At 64.5% G+C, this 17,812-nt stretch carries 18 protein-coding genes; 4 read left to right on the forward strand and 14 right to left on the reverse strand.

The features are described 5' to 3' along the window. Positions 1 to 18 precede the first annotated feature (18 nt). A complete protein-coding gene (locus tag QTH91_RS05330) occupies positions 19 to 759 on the forward strand; it encodes a haloacid dehalogenase type II (protein WP_286658967.1) in 741 nt (246 codons plus the stop codon). Here the strand turns inward: QTH91_RS05330 and QTH91_RS05335 are convergent. The 13 genes from QTH91_RS05335 to QTH91_RS05395 all read right to left on the reverse strand — a co-directional run bounded on the left by QTH91_RS05335 (position 744) and on the right by QTH91_RS05395 (position 13,504). Continuing rightward, positions 744 to 2,228, reverse strand: coding sequence for a wax ester/triacylglycerol synthase family O-acyltransferase (locus QTH91_RS05335; RefSeq protein WP_286658968.1), 1,485 nt, complete (start codon positions 2,226 to 2,228; stop codon positions 744 to 746). The two genes, QTH91_RS05330 and QTH91_RS05335, sit on opposite strands and share 16 nt — an antisense overlap. Continuing rightward, positions 2,203 to 3,201: an alpha/beta hydrolase gene (locus QTH91_RS05340; RefSeq protein WP_286658969.1), complete on the reverse strand. Its 999-nt coding sequence runs from the start codon at positions 3,199 to 3,201 to the stop codon at positions 2,203 to 2,205. The genes QTH91_RS05335 and QTH91_RS05340 overlap by 26 nt, the downstream gene beginning before the upstream one ends. Positions 3,202 to 3,371: 170 nt before the next feature. Continuing rightward, the gene (gene gloA, locus QTH91_RS05345) at positions 3,372 to 3,782 is read right to left on the reverse strand and encodes a lactoylglutathione lyase (RefSeq protein WP_286658970.1); all 411 of its coding nucleotides are present in this window, start codon (positions 3,780 to 3,782) and stop codon (positions 3,372 to 3,374) included. 86 nt (positions 3,783 to 3,868) lie between these two features. After that, the gene (locus QTH91_RS05350) at positions 3,869 to 4,555 is read right to left on the reverse strand and encodes an ABC transporter ATP-binding protein (protein WP_286658971.1); all 687 of its coding nucleotides are present in this window, start codon (positions 4,553 to 4,555) and stop codon (positions 3,869 to 3,871) included. After that, positions 4,552 to 6,279, reverse strand: coding sequence for an ABC transporter permease (locus tag QTH91_RS05355; RefSeq protein WP_286658972.1), 1,728 nt, complete (start codon positions 6,277 to 6,279; stop codon positions 4,552 to 4,554). The genes QTH91_RS05350 and QTH91_RS05355 overlap by 4 nt, the downstream gene beginning before the upstream one ends. Beyond that, positions 6,276 to 7,316 (reverse strand): Fe(3+) ABC transporter substrate-binding protein, encoded by a 1,041-nt coding sequence (locus QTH91_RS05360; RefSeq protein ID WP_286658973.1) that lies wholly within the window; start codon positions 7,314 to 7,316, stop codon positions 6,276 to 6,278. Before QTH91_RS05360 ends, QTH91_RS05355 begins: the two co-directional genes overlap by 4 nt. A 143-nt stretch (positions 7,317 to 7,459) precedes the next feature. Continuing rightward, on the reverse strand, positions 7,460 to 8,476 hold the full coding sequence (locus tag QTH91_RS05365; RefSeq protein WP_286658974.1) for a flavin reductase: 1,017 nt from the start codon (positions 8,474 to 8,476) through the stop codon (positions 7,460 to 7,462). A 41-nt stretch (positions 8,477 to 8,517) separates the two neighbouring features. Then, on the reverse strand, positions 8,518 to 9,285 hold the full coding sequence (locus tag QTH91_RS05370; RefSeq protein ID WP_286658975.1) for an SDR family NAD(P)-dependent oxidoreductase: 768 nt from the start codon (positions 9,283 to 9,285) through the stop codon (positions 8,518 to 8,520). 19 nt (positions 9,286 to 9,304) lie between these two features. Next, a complete protein-coding gene (locus QTH91_RS05375) occupies positions 9,305 to 10,024 on the reverse strand; it encodes an ABC transporter permease (protein WP_286658976.1) in 720 nt (239 codons plus the stop codon). 49 nt (positions 10,025 to 10,073) lie between these two features. Further along, the gene (locus QTH91_RS05380; RefSeq protein ID WP_286658977.1) at positions 10,074 to 10,847 is read right to left on the reverse strand and encodes an ABC transporter ATP-binding protein; all 774 of its coding nucleotides are present in this window, start codon (positions 10,845 to 10,847) and stop codon (positions 10,074 to 10,076) included. Positions 10,848 to 10,875: 28 nt separating this feature from the next. After that, positions 10,876 to 11,901 carry an ABC transporter substrate-binding protein gene (locus QTH91_RS05385; protein ID WP_286658978.1) on the reverse strand — a complete coding sequence of 342 codons (1,026 nt, stop codon included), beginning with the start codon at positions 11,899 to 11,901 and terminating at the stop codon, positions 10,876 to 10,878. A gap of 72 nt (positions 11,902 to 11,973) precedes the next feature. Beyond that, positions 11,974 to 12,732 (reverse strand): SDR family oxidoreductase, encoded by a 759-nt coding sequence (locus tag QTH91_RS05390; RefSeq protein WP_286658979.1) that lies wholly within the window; start codon positions 12,730 to 12,732, stop codon positions 11,974 to 11,976. A 52-nt stretch (positions 12,733 to 12,784) separates the two neighbouring features. Further along, positions 12,785 to 13,504, reverse strand: a complete 720-nt coding sequence (locus tag QTH91_RS05395; protein ID WP_286658980.1) for a TetR/AcrR family transcriptional regulator — start codon at positions 13,502 to 13,504, stop codon at positions 12,785 to 12,787. A 180-nt stretch (positions 13,505 to 13,684) separates the two neighbouring features. On the opposite strand from QTH91_RS05395, the gene QTH91_RS05400 reads away from it, so the two are divergent. The 3 genes from QTH91_RS05400 to QTH91_RS05410 are packed head-to-tail and all read left to right on the forward strand — an operon-like array spanning position 13,685 to position 17,186. Then, positions 13,685 to 14,743: a 2,5-dihydroxypyridine 5,6-dioxygenase NicX family protein gene (locus QTH91_RS05400; RefSeq protein ID WP_286658981.1), complete on the forward strand. Its 1,059-nt coding sequence runs from the start codon at positions 13,685 to 13,687 to the stop codon at positions 14,741 to 14,743. Between the two features lie 5 nt (positions 14,744 to 14,748). Next, on the forward strand, positions 14,749 to 16,011 hold the full coding sequence (locus QTH91_RS05405) for an acyl-CoA dehydrogenase family protein (protein WP_286658982.1): 1,263 nt from the start codon (positions 14,749 to 14,751) through the stop codon (positions 16,009 to 16,011). Between the two features lie 14 nt (positions 16,012 to 16,025). After that, positions 16,026 to 17,186 carry an alpha/beta fold hydrolase gene (locus tag QTH91_RS05410; RefSeq protein ID WP_286658983.1) on the forward strand — a complete coding sequence of 387 codons (1,161 nt, stop codon included), beginning with the start codon at positions 16,026 to 16,028 and terminating at the stop codon, positions 17,184 to 17,186. 50 nt (positions 17,187 to 17,236) lie between these two features. On the opposite strand, the gene QTH91_RS05415 is transcribed toward QTH91_RS05410, so the two are convergent. Continuing rightward, complete coding sequence (locus QTH91_RS05415; protein ID WP_390368336.1) at positions 17,237 to 17,782, reverse strand: PaaI family thioesterase; 546 nt, start codon at positions 17,780 to 17,782, stop codon at positions 17,237 to 17,239. Positions 17,783 to 17,812 lie beyond the last annotated feature (30 nt).

Below are 17,812 nucleotides of genomic sequence, written 5' to 3' on the forward strand. Positions count from 1 at the left end.
AGAAGAAGGGAGACAACGATGACGGAACAAAAAGGCATTCACGCGGACGCGCAGGGTATCAAGGTCATTGCCTTCGACGTCTTCGGTACGGTGGTTGACTGGCATGGCGGTATCCGCGTCGAGGTCGAGCGCATGCTGCCGGGCGTGGACGGTGCCAAGTTCGCCCGCGCCTGGCGCGCCGGCTACGCGCCTGCGATGCAGAGCGTCATGGCGCGCATCGAGGCGGGCGAGGGCGGCTTCACGCTCGTCGACGAACTGCATCTGCATATCCTGGACGAGGTGCTGCGCGATTTCGGCCTCGACGAGCGGCTGGATCGCGAAGCCCGGCGCGAGCTCAATGCCGCCTGGCATCGCTTGCCCGCCTGGCCCGATGCGGTCGAGGGTCTGACTCGACTGAAGGCCAAGTACACGATCTGCACGCTGTCGAACGGCAACATCGGCCTGCTGACCGAGATGGCCAAGCGCGCGGGTCTGCCATGGGACTGCATCCTGTCGGCGGAAGTGTTCAAGGCCTACAAGCCCGACCCGCGCGTCTACCTCGGCGCGGCCGGGGTCTTCGACGTGGCGCCTGGCGAACTGATGCTGGTGGCCGCCCACGCCGACGACTTGGCGGCGGCGCGTGCCTGTGGCCTGCGCACCGCCTATGTGGAGCGTCCGCTCGAGAATGGCGCCGACCGGCCCAAGGACGTGTCGCCCCAGCCGGACAACACGATGCATGTGCGCGACCTCGTCGCGCTGGCCGATCAGTTGGGCTGCTGAGCGGCCTTTGGCGTCGGCCGGCGTGACGCCTTTCGCGCGACGCGCGGGGCCCGCGTCGGTTTCGTGTCGCCTTCGATGACGCCAGCCGGCGTGGCCGGCTCGGTGTCGGCCATCATGGCGTTCAAGCTGTCGAGCATCAGCCCCGCAATCCGTTCCGGATCGGGGATCGAGCGTCGCTGTGAAGTGATGCCAACGTCGAGGCGGCCGGCGTTGGAGACCAGCGTCACGTTCAGGCCCATGCCCACGCTGATGACGCTCACCGGAAACACACCCAGCATGCGAGAGCCGCCCAGGTACATCTGCTTGGGCGAGCCGGGGACGTTCGAGATGATCATGTTGGCCAGGGGCTTGTCGAAACCGAGCTTGCCCATCGCGTTGGCCAACGAGTACATCGCGACGCTGTAGCCGCCGGCAGCCGCCTTGGACATCGCCTGGAGCTCGGCTTTGCCTTCCTTCATGTGTTCCATGACCTGCGCCAGCCGGTTGCGCACGGCCGCCTGGCCATCGCCCATGGCAATCACGAGCGCGGAGATCTTGGTGGTTGCTTCCTTGTCGCCCGCTTCGCGCAGCGACACCGGCACCAGGGCCAGCAGTCGCTGAGCCAGCGGCTTCTTGCGTTCGGCCAGATAGTGGTGAACCGCATCGTCCACCAGGGTCAGCGCGACATCGTTGAGGGTCCCGCCCGCGGCCTTCGCAGCCGCCTTGAGCTGGGCCATCGGCAGGCTGGTCCGCGCATAGGAGCGGCCATGGACGACCCGTTCGTTGAACACCGTCATCGGTGCCTCGAACGGGCGACTGCCGGAAGGCGGCGCTCCGCGCATGCGCGAGGCGGTCTTCTTGAGAAAGCCGACGTAAAGATCGGCGGCGATGAGCGAACCCTTGGCCGCACGGTTGGCCATGCCAAGCCATTGCTTGGCCAGCGTGGGCGGCAGTTCGGTGGACCTGTCTTCCGGCGCCATCACGTCGATGGCGTAGAGCGGATCACCGAGCGGGGCGGCGGGATCTTCGCTGACGGCACCCAGGATCCGCGCGATGGCAGAGGCGCCATCCACGATGGCGTGGTGCAGCTTGACGTAGATGGCAAAGCGATCGTCCTGCAGGCCCTCGATCACGCAGACCTGGAACAGCGGCTGGCCGCGATCGAAGAGCGTGTCGTGCCAGCGTTGCACCATCTCGTTGACCTGGTCGTCCGTGCCCGGCGCCGGCAGCGCCAGATGCTGCACGTGGTAGTTCATGTCGATCTGCTCCACCTCGACCCAGCAGGGCAGGTCGAACAGCGAAAGCTTGGGCACGACGTTGAAGGGAAAGATGGGCTTGGCCGCGCGGTATCGCGCCACCAGGTCCGCGATGCTCCAGCCGGAGGAGGGCGCGGGGTTCTCGAAGATCATCAGACCGGCGACGTGCTGGGGCGCGTCTCGCGATTCCCCGAGCAGGAACAGCAGGTCAATGGGTGGAATGGGCTTCTTCATGGTGGGTCTCCCTGTTGTGATTTCTGATGTCGTCGTGCGTGGGCGCCGTGGCGCCGGGCGTGGTCGAGCGGCGCACGAAATCGGCGACCTCTTGCAGCGCAAGGTGCGATTCGCTCAAGGCGCCGATCAACTGGAACACGTGCGGCAGGTCTGGCCACAGCGACGCCTCGGCCTTGCCGCCGGCAGCCCGGACATGTTGCGCAAAGCGCAGTGAATCGTCGGTCAGCATCTCGCTGTCGCTGGCCTGAAGAAGAATGGGCGGCAAGCCATGGAGCTCGCCCTTGAGTGGCGAGACCCAAGGGTGATCCGCCTGGCCGCTTTCGCCGAGGTAGGCATGGCTCAACAGCGGTGCTGCGGCGGCGCTGAACATCACGTCGGTGCCGCCGTTGCGCAGCACCGATGGGCCGCTCAACGTCAGGTCGGTGACGGGCGAGAAGACGAAGGCGCAGGCAGGCATCGGCAGGCCGCGGTCGCGCGCGCGCAGCAACGTGACGAGTGCCAGATTGCCGCCAGCGGAGTCTCCGCCGATGACGATGTCCTGGGGCCGAACGCCCATGGACAGGAGGTGTTCGTAGCTTGCGAGCGCGTCATCGCTGGCGGCGGGAAATCGGTGCTCGGGCGCAAGGCGGTAATCGGGCAGCAGCACGCGGGCCTGCAGCAGCCTGGCCAGGCGCCGCGATGCGTTGCGATACAAGCGGGGCACGTGGATGATCCACGCGCCTCCGTGAAGGTAGAGCAGCACGCGCGTCGTCGGCGTCTTGGGCTCGAACCACTCCGCCTCGAAGTGGTGGTCGATGCGCTTGCGCAAACCGGGCGCGCCCCCGGGAACGGGCAGCCACGACTCGGCTTGCGCCAAGAGGCGCTGCAGTTCTTCGGCACTCAGGTTCTGTCGCCGCCATAGCGGCTTGACCGTGGCGCGCAAGGCCCAATTGATGGACTTGCGCTTGAGCCAAGCCCAGGGCCATGTGGTCATGGCTTGCATTCAACTCCCTGTCCGGTCGAAGCGCGCGATGCGCTTCGCCTTGCTTTTCTTGTCAACTTCGCGGCCGATGGTCGGGCGCGATGCAGCGGGACAATAGGTGAAACCGAGGGGTCGAAGGCTTGGCGTTTACCCGAAGGGCAATGCCGGGAGATCGAATCGCTTCAGCGCAAGCCGCCGCCTTCGGCGTTCTCGGCACGCTGGATGAGCTCGATCTTGTAACCGTCTGGATCGGTCACGAAGGCGATGACCGTGGTGCCGCCCTTGACCGGGCCGGCTTCGCGCGTCACGTTGCCGCCGGCTGCCTTGATCTTTTCGCAGGCCGCGTAGGCATCGGGCACACCCAGCGCAATGTGGCCGTAGGCCGTGCCCATGTCGTAGCTTTCGGTGCCCCAGTTGTAGGTCAGTTCGATCTCGGCCTGAGCCGGATTGCCTTCATAGCCGACGAAGGCCAGGCTGTACTTGTATTCCGGGTTCTCGGAGGTGCGCAGCAATTGCATGCCCAGCACCTGGGTGTAGAAGTCGATGGAGCGCTGCAGGTTGCCGACGCGCAGCATGGTGTGAAGAAGGCGCATGTCCTGTTCTCTTTCGTGGGGCCATGAAAGCGCGACATTTTGCGGCCTCGGGCGTGTCGCTGCCGGCCTGGGGGCATGGGCGCCGCTCAGGCCTGCACCGCGTCGCTCCAGCGAGTGAGCCTGCCGTTGTGCATCACGCCAATGTGGTCGGCCATGGCGTGCGCCTCGACTTCGTGATGCGTGACCAGCACGGCCGTCTGGCCGGCGGCGCGCAGGATATCGCGCACCTGCAAGGTCAAGCGCTCGCGCGTGGCTCCATCCAGGTTGGAAAAGGGCTCGTCCAGCAGCATCAGGTCGGGTGCCGGGGCCAGCGCGCGCGCCAGGGCAACGCGTTGCTGTTGTCCGCCGGAAAGCTCGTGCGGATAGCGCGGTCCGGCTTCGGGCAGGCCCACCAATGCCAGCAGTTCGGACACGCGGGCCCGCCGCACGGCGGCCGATTGCCTGCGAAGCCCGAAGCCGACGTTGCTGGCGACGTCGAGGTGCGGGAACAGGGCGTATTCCTGGAACATCATGCCGACGCGTCGCTTCTCGGGCGCCACGTGCACTACGGGCGACGACAGGAGGTGATCACCCAGTTGGATGCTGCCGGAACTCACGGGCTCGAACCCGGCGATGGCACGCAGCACAGTGGTCTTGCCGCAGCCCGATGGGCCGAGCAGGCAGCCGATGTGGCCTGCGGGCAGTTCAAGCGAAAAGTCATGCAGGGCCACATGCTTGCCGCGAGGGCCGTGGTAAGACACGCCGACGGCGTCGAGAGACAGCGCGGCGCTCATCGCGGGACCTCCGGCAGGGCGCCTTGCGCAGATGAGGCCGTGGCGAAGGTCGCGGGGAGGGCGGCGGTGCCAGCGCCTCGTGCGTGTTCCTCGCCGTCAGATCGCTGGCGAGCCAAGAGGATCACCGGCGCCAGGCCCGCCAGCACGATCGCCAGCGCGGCCACGGCACCTTCTTCATACGTTCCGCGCGCCGCTTCGGCATAGAGCCACGTCGCCAGCGTCTCCATGCCTGGTGGGCGCAGCAACAGCGTGGCGGGCAGTTCTTTCATCGCATCGACGAAAACCAGCAGAGCGCCAGCCGCCAGCGCCGGACGCAGCAATGGCAGATGAACCCGGCGCAGCGTGCCGGCGGGGCTTTCTCCGAGCAGGCGAGCCGATTGCTCGAGTGCGGGGGGAAGTCGCGCCAGTCCGGCTTCGATGCCGCCCAGCGGCATGGCCAGGAACCGGATGGCGCAGGCGGCCACCAGCACCACGCCCGCGGTCATCAGTGGAAGACCCGGCAGGCCGAGCAACTGGGCGAGCGCGGCGTCGAGCGAAAGCGCGGGCGTCAGCAGGCCGATGGCGAGCACCGTCCCCGGTACCGCGTAGCCGAGGCCAGCCACACGGGCCTGCCACCGCGCCGGATTGGGCGCCGATGCCAACTGCCGCGTGGCCCAGGCCACGGTCAATGCGGCCACCACCGTCAGCACCGTCACCCCGGCGGCCAGGCCCAGGCTGCTGCCCAGTGCCGCCAGCAGTTCCCGCGAAACCCACTGGCCTTGCGACAGGCGCTTGGCCGTTTCTGCGACCAGGTAGGCCGCCGGCAGCACGAAGCCCAGCAACACCGGCAGCGCGCACACCGCCAGCGCGGCCCAGCCAGACACGGCGTAAAGCCGCCTGGGTTGCATCGGTCGCATGCGCTGCGCAGCGCCGAAGCGCTGCTGCTGCCGGCCGCGTCGCTCCAGCCACAGAAGTGCGACCACGATCAAGAGCATGGCGCAGGCCAGTTGCGCTGCGCCAGCCAGGTCGGAGCGCGTGATCCAGGTGGTGTAGACCGCCACGGTCAGCGTCTGGATGCCGAGAAACTCCGAAGCGCCGATGTCGTTCAGCGTTTCCAGCAGTGCCAAGCCAACGCCGACCGCCAGGGCTGGACGCGCCAGTGGGAGGGCGACTCGGAAGAAGGCACCCGCACGGCTTTCGCCAAGGGTGCGGGCGGCTTCCATCAGGTTTGCCGGCTGAGTCATGAACATCGCGCGGGCGGTGAGGTAGACATAGGGATAGAGCACCAGTCCCAGTAGCACGATGGCGCCGGGGAGCGATCGCAGGTCCGGCAGGCGGAACTCGCGCGGGCTGTCGTAACCGAGCAGCAAGCGAATGGCGCCCTGGATGGGACCAATGGGATGCAGCAGATCGAGGTAGGCGAAGGCAACGATGTAGGTGGGCATGGCCAGCGGCAGCAGCAGCGCCCAGGCCATGACGCCGCGGCCGGGAAACTCGAATGCGCTCACCAGCCACGCGCACGCCGTGCCGATCAGCAGCACCAGCGCCCCGACGCCGGCCATCAGGAGCAGCGTGTTGAGCGCCGCCTGCGGCAGCACGTGGCGGGCCAGATGCGGCCATTGCGCGAGATCGCCGCCCAACGCCAGCCAGCCCAGCCCCACCAGCGGCGCAAGCACGGCCAGCGCGACCGCCAGCGACGCACTGCGCCAGAGTGCCCCGGCGGTTCGAGGCCCGACGGCGCTCACTGGTCGAAGCGGACCTTGTCGATCAGCGCGCTCGCCTGCTTGCGATGAAGCGCCACCTGCGCGAGTGGCAAGGTGTCCGGCGTGATGCTGCCGATGGCGGCGGCCGTGTCGGGGTCGATCGGGACGCCCTTGCGCACCGGGTATTCGAAGTTGGCCTGCGCATACATGGCCTGGGCCGGTTCGGACACCAGGAACTCCATCAGGCGCACCGCGTTGTCGCGATTGGGCGCATGGCGCGCCAGCGCGGCGCCGCTGATGTTGACGTGCGTGCCGCCGTTGGCGAAGGTGGGACGGATGACCTGGATCGCATCGCCCCACTTGCGCGCGTCGCTGCCAGGCTTGGCGGTTTTCATCTGGCCCACGTAATAGGAGTTGGCCAGGCCCACGTCGCAGATGCCACCGAGAATGTCGCGCGCCACGTCGCGATCGCCGCCTGCGGCCTTGCGCGCCAGGTTGGCCTTGACGCCGCGCAGCCAGGCTTCGGTTTTCGCTTCGCCCTCGTGCGCGATCATCGCGGCCACCAAGGCGGTGTTGTAGGGATGCTGACCCGAGCGGATGCAGACCTTGCCCTTGTAGCGCGGGTCGGCCAGCTGGGCGTATCGAAAGCCGGTGAGCGGAAGGCTCTTGTCCGCATAGAGCACGCGCGCGCGCATCGACAGCGCGAACCACTCACCGCCCGCGCCACGCAATTGAGCCGGCACGGCAGACTCGAGGGCGGCCGAACGCACGGGCTGCGTGACGCCGCCTTCCACCAGATCCAGAAGGTTGCCGACGTCGACCGTCATGAGCAGGTCGGCCGGGGAGCGCTCGCCTTCGGCCTTGACGCGCTCCAGCAGTCCGTCCTTGACGAACACGGTCTGGACCTGGATGTTGGTCTGCGCGGTGAAGGCCGCCAGCAGCGGCTGCACGAGACCCGGCTCGCGCGTGGTGTAGAGCGTGAGCTGCCCGCTGGCTTGGGCGGAAAGGGAAGTGGCGGCCAGCGCGGCCACGCAGGCGAAAGGCAGCGCGAGACGGCGCCAGGTGCGACGAACAGACATGAGCGAGCTCCGGATGTAGAGAGATAACCAGGCGGCGTCTGTTGTTGTCGTCGTTTCCGCTTGAGAATCATTATCACTCACGCGGGGCGGAAAATCGGGCGCGGCCGCCGCCAAGCTCGCTGTTGCCGGAACCTGCCGCGCGGTCAGTGCGTCGGCAGCTTGTCCCAGGGATGCGGTTGACCGGCGTCGGTGTGCACGATCAGTTGCTTCAACAGGTTTTTCAAGGAGAGAGCCTCCCAGTAACCGAGCTTGTCGAGAACATCGGCCTCCTTGGCCATGCCCGCAGCCATGAGGTGCAAAGTCTTGTCTCGACCGGCATCTGTCAGATAGAGACGGTCGGCGAGGCTTGAGGTGTGCTGGATCAAGTGCTTTGCGGTCAACTGAGCAACCGTCTGCTCGTCGACCAGTTCGCCAGTCAGCCCTGTGAACGCGTTGACCTCTTCCAGCGTACGACCATCCTGCACGACCAAGGCACACAGCGCGTAGTACTCCATCATCGACAGACCAGCCTCGCTGACACGCAAACGCACGGCACGCTGGAATTGATGGAACGAACGCCACAGGAGATAACCCAGGAAGTTCTCGCTGTAGGTGGGGCCGGCATCGCTCGAAGTGTCGGCCGACAAGGACAGTGGTGCGGCCTTGCGCGTGGCGACCGCGTAGCGTCCGGCCTGGAAGACCAATGGAGCTGCGTCGCTGCTGTCGTAGGCAAGCACTTCGCCGACAAGGATCAAGTGGTCGCCACCCTCGTACAAGAAACTGGTCTTGCACTGCAGGCGTGCACAGCATCCGACAAGCATGGGAACGCCGCCTGCACCGTTCTCGCAAGCCACTCCGGCGAACTTGTCGGTCCCACGTTGTGCGAACCGGTCTGAAAGCGCCTGCTGATCCGCCGACAGGATATGGACCGCCCAGTGGCCGGAGTGTTCGAAGGCGGCCCGGCTCAATGCGTTCTTGGCGATGCTCCACAGCACCAGCGGGGGGTCGAGAGAGACGGCATTGAAGCTGTTGGCGGTCAGTCCGATGGGCTGGCCGTCTTCGGCGCGGGTGGTGATGATCGTGACGCCAGTGGTGAATGTGCCCAGCACATTGCGAAACCCACGCGGGTCGAATCGCGCGACTGAATCGACGCCCTCGGATGATGCTGCGGGCAGGTTCATGAGGTCTCCTTGAAGTTGTCGAAGGAAGGTGTCTGAGGCACTCAACTGGCGATCGAGAATCCTCCGCCGGAAACGTCGAGGAGGGCGCCGGAGACGAACGAAGCCGCGTCGGAAGCCAGCCAGTGAATCGCCTCGGCCACTTCCATGGACTCTGCGATGCGGCCCAGCGGAATGGAGCCGACGATGCGCCCGGCGTAGGCTGGGTCCTCTAGGAACGCGGCCACCATCGGCGTACGGGTTGCGCCCGGCCGCACGGCATTCACGCGTACGCCCAGCGGCGCGGCTTCGCGTGCCAGCCCTTTGGTGAAAGCGTCGACCGCGCCTTTGGAGGCGCCATAGATGGTCTTGCCGACGCGCCCGCCGATGGTGCTGGCCATGGAAGACACGTTCACGATGCACCCACCCTGGCCACCAAGTGCGGTCGACATTCTCCGAACCGCCTCGCGACAGCAAAACATCGTTCCCATCACGTTGACGCGAACGATCCGCTCGATATCGGCGTTGTCCGTCTGTGTGATCGACACCGGACGGCTGGTGTCCACGCCGGCCGAGTTGACAAGAATGTCGATGGAGCCGGATAGCGACGCGCATCGCGAGAACAAGTCTTCCACTTGCAGCGGATCCGAAACGTCGACAGTGAGCACATCGCAGGCGCGGCCTTGGGCTCGCAAGTCCTCTGCAAGCGCGTCAGCGCCAGGTACATCCGACGGCAGGCACGCAATAGTCACGTGAATGCCTGCGTCCGCCATGCGGCAGGCGGTCGCAGCGCCGATCCCCGAGGCGCCACCAGTGATCAATGCGTGCTTCATCGTTGTCACCTTCGCGCGGCTATTGCCAGGCGAGCAAGACCTTCTCGATCCGATTCATCAACCAGGTTGCGCCCATGCCCAACAGAGCAAGAAGCAAGAGCAGGCCCATGACGCCGGACATGTTGAAACTCGAGCTGAGATAGGCGATCTGCTGCCCCAGGCCGTGCTCAGACGCGATCAGTTCACAGCCAACGACGCCAAGCAGCGAATACACCAGTCCTAGTCTCAGGCCGGAGAAGATGACGGGCACGGCGCTGGGCAATGTGACCTTGCAGAACAGCTGCGTCGGCGTCGCCCCGAGCGTCTGGGAAAGGATCACCCAGTCCGTCAAGACGCCGCGCACGCCGGCAATGGTGCTCGACAGCACGATGAAGAAAGTCAAGCTGACCCCGGCCGCAATCTTGGAGCCGATTCCCAATCCGAACCACAGCAGAAACATTGGCGCCAACGCGATTCGAGGCATGGCGTTGATGGCGGCTAGATAGGGCTCGCAAAATTCCTGCAGGCTCGGAAAGCGTGCGAATGCAAGGCCCAACAGCAATGCCGCCGCACTGCCAAGGACGAAAGAGATCAGCGTGGCGGCGATCGTCCACCCCAAATCCTTGAAGATCGACCCGGTGACGAACAGCCCCGACCAGAGATAAGCCGCGACGCCCGATGGCGAACCAAAGAACGTCGGATCGACCCAGTCGCGACGTGTGGCCAGCTCCCAGCTGCCGATGAGGATCAGCAGGAACAACGCATGCAGGGCCAGCTTGCCCCGGCCTTGCGCAAGGTTGCGCAGAAGATCAGGCGTGCGCATGCGCCGATTGATCGATGGAGTTCCAAAGGCTTGTGTAGAGTTCATGGAAGTGCGGGTTGCCTTGCATCTTGCGCACGGAACGTGGCCGTGGCAGGTCTATCACCATCTCCCGAACGATCCGCCCGGGCCCTGAGTTCATCACGATCACCCGGTCTGACAGCGCAATCGCTTCAGCCAGGTCGTGCGTGACGAATACGACCGTTCTCTTCTCCATCTCCCACAGCCGCAGCAGGATGTCGGCCAGGGTCACCTTCGTCTGCGCGTCGAGCGCGCCGAACGGTTCGTCCATCAACAGAAGTTCGCTGTCCAGCGCGAAGGTTCGCACCAGCGCGACGCGCTGGCGCATGCCGTGCGACAGCGACTTCGGATACAGCTTCTCGAAATCGGTCAGACCGACCGCATTCAACAGCTTGCGAGCCTTGGCATGGGCGGCCTCTTTCGGAACGCGTCGCAACTCCATGCTGTAGCACGCGTTGTCGAGCGTGGTGCGCCAGGGAAGAAGACAGTCCCGAGCCAGCATGTATGCGGTCTTTGCTGTACCCAGAGCCGGAGCCTGGCCATGAACCGAGATGTGTCCGGTATGCGGTGCCCGCACGAGCCCGGCCATCATGTTCAGCAGCGTCGTCTTGCCGCAGCCGCTGGGCCCGACGATGGACACGAATTCTCCTTGCCGCAGGGTGAGGGAGACGTTCGACAAGGCATGAAAGCCGTTGTCAAAGCGCAGCGACAAGTCCTTGATGTCGACGATCGGGGATGCCATTGCGATTGAGTCCCTTGAATGTGGTGGTTCAGTCAGTCTTGGAACTTGCGTAGTTCGTCAGCAGCAGGCCTGCGGTATCGAAGCTGGCCGGAAGCTGGCCGGTGCGCTGCATGTAGTCCGAGATGGCCTGCAGCGATTTGGGGTCGATCCGAAAGCGAACGGCACCCACCGAAGCCTGCAACGCAGTGCTGATGATCTCCTTGCGCTTGGGGTGGTTCATCGGAAAGTACTTCTCCGTCATCGAGACCAGTTCGTCGAAGTGCGATGGGTTGGTGAAGTAGCCTTCGGCCTCGGCAAATGCCGCAGCCAGGCCTGCCAGGACCTTCGGGTTGTCCCGGGCGAACTCGGCACGCACGAAGTTCGGGGCCGAGGCGCCGTTGAGCGCCACGAGTTCCTTCGGGCCCTCACCCTTGCGCATGTCGACCGCGATCGTGCATGCGCCCAGCACTTGGCACATGCCAGCGACTGGCTCGAATCCCAACAGTCCGTCGATCTGCTTGTTGGCAAGCGCAGCGAACGCGGTGTCGGGCCCGCCGACGGCGACCATCGTGAAGTCCTCGGTCTTCAAGCCTGCGCCTGCGGCCAATGACGCAAACTGGTACTCGGCGGCGGACCCGCGAGCCGCGACGCCAATGCGCTTGCCTTTCAGGCTCTTGACCACTTCCGGATACTTCTGCCCGGTGACTTGGGGACCCAGGTGGTTGCCCACCGCAAAGAAGAAGTTCGTGTTGACCAGGGCGGCACCGAAGACCTTGACCTTGGCGCCTTTCGATGCAGCGAGCAACCCTGTTTCCGCGCCGACCGAAGCCACGTCCAGGCTGCCCGCAAGAAGCGCCTGCATGGCAAGTGCGGCAGATGGGATGGTCTGCAAGGTGCAACGAAAGCCCTGCTTCTCGCAAAGCTTCTGATCCACCATGACTCGCGCCATGGGATTGCCGATTCCCGGGTAGTCATTCAGGCGCACGACAGTCTCTTGCGACTGTGCGAACGCGGCCCCCGTGGTCAGTGTCAGACCGACTAGTGCGGCCGTCAGCCGCTTGATGGATCGCATCATCTTCGCTTCTCCTTGCCAAAAAAAAGACCAAGAAATCCGAGGGTTCCGCTTGCCTGGCGCGTCGGTGTCGCTTCAGGCGAATGCGGGCTTCTGGTGCTGGGCGACGTACAACGGGTTCAGCGTTGGCGAGATCAGGATCTCGTTGACGCAAGCGCGCGCCGGGAGCTCGGCCACGCATCGGATGACGCGGCCGAGATCTTCCGGCTGAAGAAAGGTTTGCCGTTGCTCTTCCGTTGGCTTGAGCGGCCTGGAGTCAAGAAACGGCGTCGACACTTCGGCCGGACAGATGACGCAAGCTCGGATGCCGTTGACGCATTCTTCGATGTTCAGTGACTCGGTGAAGGCCACGACCGCGTGCTTGGCGGCCGTATAGGCGGATCCCGCTTGTCGAACGACGTATTTGCCACCCCACGAGGAGATGTTGATGATCAGACCGCTGCGCTGCTCTCGCATTGCAGGCAAGACGGCTTTGGCGCAGTACATGGCACCGTTGAGATTCACGTCGACCATGCGGCGCCAGTCTTCCGCCCCGATCTGCGAGAGGAAGCGATCAGGAACGTTCAGGCCGGCGCTGTAGATGAGGATGTCGACCGCGCGATGTCGTGAAACGATGTCTGCGCCCACCTTGGCAACGGCCTGCGGGTCAGCAGCATCGAGTGCTTCGGTCTCGCACTGGATCCCTGCAGCCCGCAATTCCTGCGCAGCTTCGTCGAGTGCGCTCTGGCGGCGGCCACTGAGAATGATGATGGCACCTGCGTCGCCCAGGGCCCGGGCCGCCCCGATGCCGATCCCCGTCGCTCCACCTGTGATCCAAACCACCTTGTCTTGCAAAGACTTCATTTGCGGGTCCTCTGGTTTCAGATTGGTTGACTGGGCGCCAGACTTAGCTGGCAGCGTTGGATCTCAGCTTGGGCTCGCTTCCTGCGCGTCGTCCGGCGGCCTGTACGCCGTAGAGCTTCAGGAAGCTCTTGACGCCCGACGCAATCCACTTGCGGACCTCCGTCCGGGTCATTGACCAGTCCGGATCGATGAGCTTGGTGCGGTGGGGCATGCCGATCGTCAGCGACCAGAACTGATGAGCTGCGACGTTCAGGTCATCGATCTCGAGTTCGCCGGCGTCACGGCACTCGCGCAGCATCTTTCCGAAGCCGGTGATGGCACGCTTCGGACCGTTCTGAAAGAAGCCGTGCGCGAGATCTGGAAACCGGGTGAGTTCCGCGGTGACCAGACGCTGCAGAGCAATGACATCGTCGGACAGAACAACCTCGGCCGCATTGCCCGCAACCTGACAAAGAATGGCTTCGACGGGTGCGGCATCGTCCCGCGCGTGTTCGACCGGCAGCAGCATGCGGTCAGACACACCGCGAAGGATCTGTTCGAACAGATGCTCCTTGCTTTCGAAGTAGCGATAGATCGTCGGCTTCGAAACGGCCGCTTCGGTGGCAATGCGGTCCATGCTCGCTCCGCGAAAGCCGTCTTCCACAAAGACGCGCAAGCCGGCATCGACGATGCGTTGCTTCTTCTCGACGGCCCGTTCGCCGAGCTCCACGACCTCGGTCTTTGCGACCGCCGTGAGTGAGGGAGACCTCGTCTTCTTTTTCATTCACCTTCCTTGGTTGAATGGCCAATGACGCGTCAGGCGATTCGAGTTGCCGTCGTCGGCAAGTGCTTGACATCGTCGAAGCCTGGATCAAGAATAAACTAAACCGTGTAGTAACGCAATCGGAATTTTGTTGGGTCAGACACGGCGCAGGAACTGTCTTTTTCCAACCTTGGAGGATTGATGCAACAGCAAAGAATCGAAGGTCGATGGATCGCCGCATTCGAAGCGCAGTTCAGGCGCTGTGCAGTGGGTGCGGGAGACCTCGTGGCCATCCTTTCCGAGACGCAGTCGCGTGCATTGAACGTGCACCTGGCGGAGCTCGCACTGCTCTCCATCGGAGCAAGACCATTCCACGTCGTGCTGCCGACGCCACCGCAAACCGAACAGGTGCCCGTGCGATCGACCGGAGCTTCCGACGTCATCGGAGAGCACGGCGCGGTGATCGCGGGATTGAGCGCAGCGCAGGTTGTCGTGGACTGCACGGTGGAGGGCTTGCTCCATGCCAGGGAACTCAAGCAGATCCTTTCTGGAGGCGCTCGACTGGTAATGATCAGCAATGAGCATCCAGAGATCCTGGAACGCGTGGCAGGCACGCCGGGACTCGAGGCCGCGGTGCGCCGTGGGCGCGAATTGCTGTCTGACGCGCGGAAGATGCAGGTGACATCCGCAGCGGGGACCGAGTTGTCGGTCGATCTGGTCGGCGCCGTCGTCGGCGGCAATTGGGGCTACTGCACCGAGCCTGGAACCCGCACGCATTGGCCCGGCGGGCTCGTTGCCTGCGTGCCGGCCAGCGGCGCAACGCACGGGAAGATCGTGCTCGCGCCAGGGGACGTCAATTTGACGTTCAAGCGCTATCTGGAGTCGCCGATCACGCTGCACATCGAAGCCGACTATGTGACGCGGATCGAAGGCTCAGGCCTCGATGCGGAACTGATGCGCAGCTACTTCGAGGCTTGGGGCGATCGCAACGCCTACGCCGTGTCTCATGTCGGATGGGGCATGAATCCACGTGCGCGCTGGGATGCACTGACCATGTACGACCGCAATGACGTCAACGGCACCGAGTTGCGCGTCTTCGCCGGCAATTTTCTGTTTTCGACCGGCGCGAACGAGAACGCCGGTCGTTTCACCAAGGGGCACTTCGACATCCCGATGCGTGCGTGCTCGATCACCGTTGATGGTCGCCCTGTGGTGACCGATGGACAACTCTCCTCAGACATGAAAGCGAACCTGCAATGAACGCCATGACCCAACCTTCGACGCTTGAACAGGAAATGCGCTTCGAGCTGACCTCCGAACAGAAGCGCCTCGTCGGCATTGCTCGGGAACTGGGGAAGTCCAAGTTCCAGCATCGCGCTGCGCACTATGACCGAGAGGCATCGTTCCCGTACGAGAACTATCAGGATCTGCGCGAAGCCGGGTTCCTCGGCCTGTGCATTCCCAAGCGCTTCGGGGGAATCGGCGCTTCATTTCAGACCTACATGCTCGTGGCTGCGGAGATCGGTCGCTGGTGCGGCGCTACCGCATTGACGTTCAACATGCACACCTGCTCGACCACCTATCCGGGCATGCTGATGGATGCGTGCCCGCTTTCCGAGGATGAACTCAAGGCTGGCGAGCGTGCGCGCAAGCACCACTTCGGCCGGATCATCGAAGAGGGCAAGCTGTATTCGCAGCCTTTCTCCGAGACTGGCGAGGACTGGACCACTCGGCCGTACGCCACGTCAGCGAAGCGTGTCGATGGGGGCTGGCTGATCAATGGCCGCAAGATCTTTGCATCGCTGTCCAGCGCGGCGGACTTCCATGGCATCGTCTGCACCGAGATCAACGATGGTCCGCCCCGTTTCGAGGACACCTTGTTCCTGGCGGTCGCTACCAATACACCGGGCCTGGAGATCGTGGGCGATTGGGACCCGCTGGGCATGCGCCCGACGGTGTCGCGCAACATCATCATGAAGGACGTGTTCGTGCCCGAGCAGGAGCAGATCATGCCTCGCGGCACCTACTTCCGGACGCGATCCTTGTGGCCACACTCGTTCGTGACGATCTCTCCAGCCTACATGGGCATTGCCCAAGGTGCCTATGAGTTCACATGCGCCTATCTCAAGGGAGAGATCGAGGGGATGCCTCCGGTCAAGCGGCGCCACTACCCGACCAAGCGCCTCGCGGTGGCGGAGATGGCGATCGCACTGGAGCAGACGCGTGCGATCTACCTGCGCATGATCTCGGAGGCCGTGCCCACGCCGGACAGGGAGGCGCTGCTGCGCATGTACATCGGCCACTACACCGTCATGGAGAACGCGGCCAAGATCACGCAGTTGGCCATTCGTACGTGCGGTGGGCAGGCGATGCTTCGTTCGCTCCCGCTGGAGCGCCTCTACCGCGACAGCCGTTGCGGTTCGCTCATGCTGCCGTTCACCGCTGAGATCTGCCAGGAACGCATCGGGTTGCTGTCGCTCTACTCCCAGGAAGAGATGGCGCAGTTGACGCCGCCCAAGGCGGAGTGAGCGGGCGGTCGAACATGACGCAGGATCTAAGGACGGAATGGGTACCTGGGGCACCGCAGATTGCCCTGGACATTGCCGGAGAAGGGCCGCTGATCCTGTTTCTCCATGGCATCGGTGGGAATCGGACCAACTGGCATGTTCAGCTTGGACACTTCGCCGCGCTCGGGTTCCAGGCCGCGGCCTGGGATTTGCGCGGCTACGGTGCCAGCGAAGACTACGTCGGTCCGCTGCGTTTCGAAGACATTCGGGGCGACCTGCTTCGCGTCTTGCGGTATCTGGGCGCCGACGCTTGCCACCTGGTCGGCTTGTCGCTCGGGGGGCGCATCGGTTTCGACTTTCTGCAGCACCACCGGGATCGGTTGCTGAGCTTCACCGCCTGCAGTGCGGTCGCCGATGCGGGTGACATGCCGGCCGAGGATCGAAAGGTCTTTCTGGAGCGTCGCCGCGCTCCCTTGTTGGCAGGTCTCACGCCGGCGCAGATCGCGCCAGCGGTGGCCGGCTCGCTGGCTGGGCCTTCATGTTCGGCCGACGTGCTTCAACAGCTGATCGACAGCATCGCCGCGCTCCGCACGGACTCGTATCTGAAGACGCTGACGGCGACATCGACATACCAGAATCATGTGGACCTGGCGGCGATTCGCTGTCCGGTGCATGTGGTCGCGGCTGAGGCCGACCCGCTGTTTCCACTCAGCAAGCTGCGCGCCATCAGCCAAGCCATACCCGGTGCCATGCTGTCGGTGCTGCCTGGCCTGGGGCACTTGTCCAACCTGGAATCGCCGGCGATGTTCAACGCGGCCGTCGAAGGATTCCTGCGCAACGTCAGGGCTGGAGACCGCGTGCGGGAAGGGCGATGCAACCATGCGGCCTTCTCGACGTCCTCTGGGGGCGTATTGCTGATGAGCTTCGAGGTTCGGCCGGGCTCCGAAGAAGCTTTCAACCGCTGGTATGACCAGACTCACGTCCCAGAAATGCTGATGCAGCGCGGCGTCCGTTCGGCGCGGCGATTCGTGACGCCCGGTGAGCGAGTGCAATACCTGACCATCTACGACCTCGACAGTCCGGAAGTCCTGGACTCGCCGGCCTTCGTGGCGTGGCGGGATTCATCCGAGTCCACGAAAGCCATGGTCCGGGAACATCTGGTGTCCAGCACGCGGGTTGTCTACAAGGCCCTTTAGCCATTCCAGGCGAGACGGGCGCGGTTGACCGTCTCGACCGATCTGGGCTCTTACGTGGGCTGCCGCATCTCGAACACCAAGCAGGTCGTGGTGCCGTGCGCGTAGAGCGTGCCGTCCGGGCCGTACAGGCGCGCCTCGGCGGTGGCCAGTTGGCGCCCGCAGTGCACGACTTTGCCTTCGGCTCGCACGCGCTGCACCTTGGGGCCGATGGCCTTGACCAGATTCACGCCCAACTCTGCCGTGGTGTAGGCGCGGCCGACCGGCATCATGGTGTGGATCGCGCAGCCGAGTGCCGAGTCGAGCAAGGTGGCATACCAGCCGCCATGGATGCCGCCCATGGGGTTCAGGTGGGCCGGCTTCGGCGTGCCTTGGAAGAGCGCGCGGCCAGGCTCCACTTCGAGGATGGTGAAGTCCAGGGTCTTGGCGATGGCAGCGTAGGGGAGTTCGCCATCGAGCATGGCCTGCATCATCTCCAGGCCAGTCTTGCCGGCCACCTGTTCCGGTCGCGCGACGCCCGGCCCGGGGCCAGCGTCAAGACGGGCGGCGACCTCGGCTTCCTGCGCCAGCCATGCGGTGAGGGTGTCTTCCATGCTCATACCTTGATCCTTGAGTTGCATATGCAATAG

This window comes from Variovorax dokdonensis, assembly GCF_030316895.1.
GTDB lineage: Bacteria > Pseudomonadota > Gammaproteobacteria > Burkholderiales > Burkholderiaceae_C > Variovorax > Variovorax dokdonensis.